The organism is Rhodococcus sp. no. 34 (assembly GCF_054589475.1).
On sequence record NZ_BAAILK010000017.1, the window covers coordinates 1 to 6,113 of the forward strand.

The 6,113-nt window shown below is 61.1% G+C and carries 6 protein-coding genes; 1 reads left to right on the plus strand and 5 read right to left on the minus strand.

Features of this window, described 5'->3' with window-relative positions; all coding sequences use genetic code 11:
- The first annotated feature begins 349 nt into the window (after window positions 1-349).
- On the plus strand, window positions 350-1,774 hold the full coding sequence (locus ACYP01_RS04640; protein ID WP_459678798.1) for an aldehyde dehydrogenase family protein: 1,425 nt from the start codon (window positions 350-352) through the stop codon (window positions 1,772-1,774).
- 63 nt (window positions 1,775-1,837) lie between these two features.
- On the opposite strand, the gene ACYP01_RS04645 is transcribed toward ACYP01_RS04640, so the two are convergent.
- The 5 genes from ACYP01_RS04645 to ACYP01_RS04665 all read right to left on the minus strand — a co-directional run.
- A complete protein-coding gene (locus ACYP01_RS04645; RefSeq protein WP_007732505.1) occupies window positions 1,838-2,599 on the minus strand; it encodes an HpcH/HpaI aldolase family protein in 762 nt (253 codons plus the stop codon).
- A gap of 34 nt (window positions 2,600-2,633) precedes the next feature.
- Window positions 2,634-3,593 (minus strand): aldo/keto reductase, encoded by a 960-nt coding sequence (locus ACYP01_RS04650; RefSeq protein ID WP_042926594.1) that lies wholly within the window; start codon window positions 3,591-3,593, stop codon window positions 2,634-2,636.
- Complete coding sequence (locus tag ACYP01_RS04655; protein WP_007732503.1) at window positions 3,593-4,459, minus strand: ATP-binding cassette domain-containing protein; 867 nt, start codon at window positions 4,457-4,459, stop codon at window positions 3,593-3,595. The genes ACYP01_RS04650 and ACYP01_RS04655 overlap by 1 nt, the downstream gene beginning before the upstream one ends.
- Window positions 4,456-5,289 (minus strand): ABC transporter ATP-binding protein, encoded by an 834-nt coding sequence (locus ACYP01_RS04660; RefSeq protein ID WP_007732500.1) that lies wholly within the window; start codon window positions 5,287-5,289, stop codon window positions 4,456-4,458. Before ACYP01_RS04660 ends, ACYP01_RS04655 begins: the two co-directional genes overlap by 4 nt.
- 3 nt (window positions 5,290-5,292) lie before the next feature.
- A partial coding sequence (locus ACYP01_RS04665; protein ID WP_459678799.1) for an ABC transporter permease occupies window positions 5,293-6,113 on the minus strand: 821 nt, incomplete at its 5' end.

The window sequence follows — 6,113 nt, forward strand, 5'->3', positions numbered from 1 at the left end:
GCCAACACCCGAAAGCACCCCCGCCGCCGGCACCCCCGACTTCGAGCGAACGGCCCTTTCGTCGCCTCAGATCGACCCAACGCACCGTTCACACCATCAAAGGGGCGGGGAGCACCCCCGCCGGCACCCCCGCATGGAGTGAACGGCACTCTCACCCTCCTCAACGAGGGGAACGGTACGTTCACACCATCACTGAAAAGCGTGCGCGCACCACAGGTCTCGTCAGTCGAAGGTCAATCTCGACACCAACCTGCCACGGAACCGGTCGAGCGTGGCTAGGCTCGGAAGAGGTGCCCCGTGTGATCGGGCCCACCTCACCTGTGCACGCGTGATGACTACGGAGGCTTCGATGACCGATATTCTCGACCGCACCAAAATCTATGTTGATGGCGCCTGGATCGAATCCACTGGCAGCGGTCGGATCGACGTTCTCAATCCGGCTACCGAAGAGCTGATAGGAACTGTCGCCGAGGGCACCGTCGAAGATGTCGATGCGGCCGCGAAGGCAGCACGAAAGGCTTTCCCCGCTTGGTCTGCACTATCCGGCGGCGAGCGAGCCGAATATCTTTCCAAAGTCGCGGCGATTATTGCCGAACGTACCGATGATCTTGCGGCGCTGGTTTCGCAGGATATGGGCATGCCGATCGGATTCGCGAAGCCCGTGCAAATCGGAATGCCGCTCGCGAATTTGAATGCATTTGCCGAATTGGCTCGCACTTATGATTTCGACGCACACGAGGTCGGGAATTCGCTGATTGTTCGCGAACCCGCGGGTGTTGTCGGCGCTATCACTCCCTGGAACTTCCCGCTCCACCAAGTTGTCTTGAAGGTTGGCGGTGCGCTCGCGGCGGGCTGCACCGTGGTTCTCAAGCCCACCGAGGTTGCGCCACTCATCACGTACGCTCTCGCTGACATCTTCGACGAAATTGGTTTGCCTGCAGGTGTATTCAACCTGGTAAGTGGCTACGGCCCGGTAGTGGGTGAAGCCATCGCCGGCCACCCGGAAGTCGACATGGTCTCCTTCACCGGGTCGACTCGGGCAGGCAAGCGAGTGGCCATCGTTGCCGCGGACACCATCAAGAAGGTCTCGCTGGAGCTGGGTGGCAAGTCGGCGAACGTCATTCTCGACGACGCCGATCTCGAAAAGGCTGTCACGGACGGCGTCGCAAAGTGCTTCATCAACTCGGGCCAGACCTGTTCGGCGCTGACGCGTATGTTGGTTCCCGCGGAGAAGGTGGATGAGGCAGCGGCAATTGCTGCTGCGGTCGCCGCTCATTTCCCGGTAGGTGATCCGACTCAGCCGACTTCGGTGCTTGGTCCTCTGGTGAACGCGAATCAGCTGGGACGCGTTCGCGGATACATCGAGAAGGGTGTGTCGGAAGGTGCCACCGCGGTTGTCGACGGTCGCGAAACCGGTCTGGCCAGTGGATATTTCGTCGGTCCGACGGTGTTCGCGAACGTGACCGAAGACATGACCATTGCGCGCGAGGAGATCTTCGGACCGGTCCTCTCGATCATGGGCTACAAAGACGAGGCCGACGCAGTGCGGATCGCCAACGGCACCGAGTACGGACTGGCCGGTGGCGTTTGGTCAGGTGACCCCGATCGCGCGGATCGCGTCGCGCGGCAACTGCGTGCCGGGCAGGTCGAGGTGAACGGCGGCGCCTTCAACACGAATGCTCCGTTCGGTGGGTACAAGCAGTCGGGCGTCGGGCGCGAGGCCGGCACGTTCGGGCTCGAAGAGTTCCTCGAGATCAAGGCGATTCAGAGATAGTTTGTTCGAGAATGGCGATGCTCCCGTACCAAGTGCGGGAGCATCGCCATTTTTGTACCCGGATCAGGACTTGGCGGCATCCAAATGCTGAGCCGAGATGTTCGCCAGATGTGTCAGGTCCGAGGCCACGGTCGCGAACGTGTAGCCCTCCCCGAGCCGTTGTGCCGCAACCTGACCGGAAGGTGTGTGGATTCCCGCAGCGACTCCGCTGACGGCGGCAGCTTCGCGCACCCTGGTGAGCGCTGATTCGAATTCCTCGGCGACGTCCGGATCGTTGGAGTGCTTACCTCCGACGGCGATTCGTAGGTCGGACGGCCCGACGTACACGCCGTCCAATCCGGGCACTGCGCAGATCTCTTCGACGTTCGCCAGACCCTGTGGGGTCTCGATCATCGCAAATACAACGGTGTCGCGGTTCGCGTCGGCGGGAACGGGGCCGATACGGAGTTGCGAGCGCATGGGTCCGTAGGAGCGGATGCCGAAAGGCGGATACTTGGCGGCTGCCACGGCGGCCGCTGCCTCTTCGGCGTTGTTGATCAGCGGAACGATGACGCCCACAGCGCCCGCGTCGAGTGCACGGCCGATGGGCGTCGGATTGTTTGCCTCGACGCGCACCATCCCGACGGTGGACGGTGATGAGTCGATGGCGGTGAGCCCGGCGACCATCCCCGAATAGCCGATCAGGCCGTGCTGCATGTCGAGGGCAATGTAGTCCCAGCCGACGTGCGCGATCCATTCGGTCGAGATCGGGCTGTCGATGACGGACCAATATCCGAGTATGCGTTCGCGTCCTCGGATGCGTGCGGCGAATTCCTGTGCTGACATAGTGAAGAACTCTTCCTGATGAAGGTCGGGTGTTTCAGCGGTTGTAGTTGGGCATGGGGCCTCGTAGGGCGGCACCGACGAGATCACACTCTTCGACGGTCGAGGCGTCGAGTGGACCTCGCCCGATGGCCGCGATATTGGATTCGAGGTGCGTTACTTTGGATCCTCCGAGGAGCAGCGATCCGGCGACGGGCTTGCTGACCAGCCAGCGCAACGCAAGCTCGGTCAGGGAGATGCCCGACTGCTCTGCGATTGCCGTCAGTTGAGCGATCGCGTCGAATATCTGTGTGTTCCAGTATCGCTCCTTGTACATCGACGCAAGACGTGAGTCGCCGAATCGGCCGTCGGCGGGACTTTCGTCGAAGGTGTGGCGCCCCGTGAGCAGGCCCCCACCGAGTGGGTTGTAGACCATGGTGGTCAGTCCGGTCACGTCCGCGAATTCTGCGTATTCTTCTTCGATGCGACGCGCGAGCAAGTTGTAGAGCTGCTGTGCGACGATCGGTCGGGGAGCTCCGACTGTGTCTGCGGTGTAGTTGATTTCACTGATTTGCCACGCTGCGAAGTTGGATACGCCGAGTGTGCGGATCTTGCCCTCGGCAACCAGTTCCGCGACGGTGGTGAGAGTTTCGGTCAGCGTGACGGTTCGGTCCGGCTGATGGAGATAGAACAGGTCGACGTAGTCCGTGTCGAGTCTGCGCAGGCTTCCTTCGACGCTTGCTCGGAGCCCCTCTGTCGAGAGTGGGCTGTTGTCGCCGGCATCGGGATGCGGCATTCCCGCTTTGGTGGCCAGAGTGACGGAATCGCGTCGGCCGTGGAGCAGCTTTGCCAGCATGCGCTCGGACTCGCCGCCCGCATAGCCGTTGGCCGTGTCGATGTGAGAGATACCGGCGCCTAGTGCTGCGTCGAGCATCGATCCGGCGCCCGATATGTCGACCGTGTCTCCGAATGTCATGGTGCCGAGCACCAGTTTCGGAAGCTCGAGTGGGGCGGTCATCAGGCAACTCCTCGTGATTCGGTCTGCTTGGCTAGCAAGTTCTTGGACAGGGCTGCCACCACGTGGCGTGGTTTGATGCCGACCATGGTGGTGGGATCGAGAGCAGCGCCTCGTAGTGCGCGGGTGTACGGCTCGCGCGGACTGGCGAGAACTGTGTCTGTGGAACCGGATTCGACGATGGTTCCTTTCGACATCACGACTACGGTCTCGCTGATTTCTCGGACGACGCCCAAGTTGTGTGAGATGAAAACGTACGTCAGACCGGTATCGGCCTGAATTTCACGTAGGAGCTCGAGTACCTGCGCTTGCACCGACACGTCGAGAGCGCTGGTCGCTTCGTCGCAGACCAGGATCTCGGGTCCGCTGGCAAGTGCACGAGCAATTCCGATGCGCTGACGTTGGCCTCCTGAGAACTCCGCCGGACGCCGGTGTAGTGCCGAGCTGGGCAAGCCAACGCGATCGACGAGTTCTGCTGCTGCCTTTGCGCGTTCAGACTTGCTCCGAACACCTTTGAGGCGCAGTGGTTCTCCGATGATGTCCTCGGCAGTCAGATGAGGGTCGAGCGATCCGTACGGATCTTGGAACACCATTTGAACGCGAGAGCGGTAGGGGCGCAGCGACTTCTCCGACATCTGCGCGATGTCATTGCCGTCGACGAGAATGCGTCCACTGGTCGGTGTGAGGAGTCGGACGATCGATCGAGCGATGGTCGACTTGCCACATCCGGATTCGCCGACGATGGCCAAGGTCTTGCCCTTTTCCACCGAGAAGCTCACAGCATCCACGGCTCGGAAAACTCCGTCGGGAACCGGATACTCGACCACGAGATCTTCGACGGCGAGAAGTGGCGTTTCGTGGCGGGTCATGCCGAGGCTCCGATCTGTGTTGAACGGGCGGGGTCGCCGTCCCAAGGCCCCAGTTGAGGTATGGCGTCGAGAAGCTTTTGTGTGTAGGCGCTTTGCGGTGAGTCGACGAGAACGTCGGCACTACCGGTCTCGACAAAACGTCCGTCCTTCATCACGTAGATGCGATCGGAGACCAACCGCGCAACTCCGAGATCGTGAGTGATGACCAGCATTCCGATGCCGGTGCGCTCCTGCAACTCGAGCAATAGATCCAGAATCCCGGCCTGAACGGTTACGTCCAGTGCGCTGGTGGGTTCGTCGGCCACGATCAGTTCGGGGCCGGCAGCAAGAGCGCCGGCGATCAGGACGCGCTGCAACATTCCACCCGACAGTTGATGCGGGTACTTGTCGAGTTGCTGATCCGGATACGGAATGCGTACCTGCTCGAGCAGTTGCACTGCCCGCTCGATTTGTTGCTTCTTCGCGGTCACACCGCTGTGGCGCACTGCTTCTCGAAGTTGGCTACCGATGGTGTGGACGGGACTCAGAGCCGTCATCGGGTCCTGGGGGATGAGCGCGATGTGTTTTCCGCGAATATCGTTCAGGATCTTCGTGTTTCCGAGAATGTCCTGACCCTTGAACACGGCTTTCCCGGAAAGAACCGCAAGATCGTCCGGAAGCAGTCCGAGAATCCCCATGGCTGTCGTCGACTTTCCGGAGCCGGATTCACCGATGATGGTGACGGTTTCACCGGCGTCGATGCAGAAGGACACGCCGTCGACGGCTCGGATGACGCCGTTCGCCGTGACAAGTTCGATCTGGAGATCGTCGACCCGTAGTAGATTTCCCATGTCTCACGCCTTCGCTTTCTGGGCGCTGCCACGCCCGAACAGGCTTGCGCCCAGTCGTTTCGAACCTGCAGGACGATCGCGCAGACCATCGCCGAGTAGGTTCACTCCGACGACCAGCAGCACGATCATCAGACCGGTCAACGTGACGATCCACCATGACGTGGTGATGTAGTCCTGGCCGTCGGCGATGATTCGTCCCCAGGTAGCGAATGGACGTTGCGGTCCGGCGCCGAGGTAGCTCAACGAACTTTCCAGCAGTACGGCCTGCGCGAGCAGCAGCAGGACGACGAGCGATGCCTGCTTGACGATGTTGGGAATGACGTGACGAAGCAGGATGGCCATGCGGGTAAGTCCGAGGACTCGAGCTGCAGCTACGTAAGGCTTTTCGCGTTCGACGAGTACCAATGAGCGAGTCAACCGTGCGACTTCGGGCCACTGTGCGATCGCGATGACAAACGTGATGACGGGAATGGACGGGCCGAACAGCGCAACAACGAGAAGCAGCATCATCAGCAGAGGCAGAGAAAGCTGTGCTTCGAGTAGGCGGGAGATCAAGGTGTCGACCCAACCACCGAAGTACCCCGCGGCGGATCCGGCGACGATGCCGATGACGCCGGAGACGATTACGGCGAGAATACCGATCGTCAGAGACACCTGGCCGCCGTGCAGGATCCGTGAGAGCAGATCTCGTCCCAACTGATCGGTGCCGAACAGATGGCGGTCGGTGAGGGGCGGTAGCCGTCGACTGCTCAGGTTGGTCTGGTTCGGATCTGCAAGGGGGAGTAGTCCCGCCAATGCAACAGGAAGAATCACCAGGAGCGCGC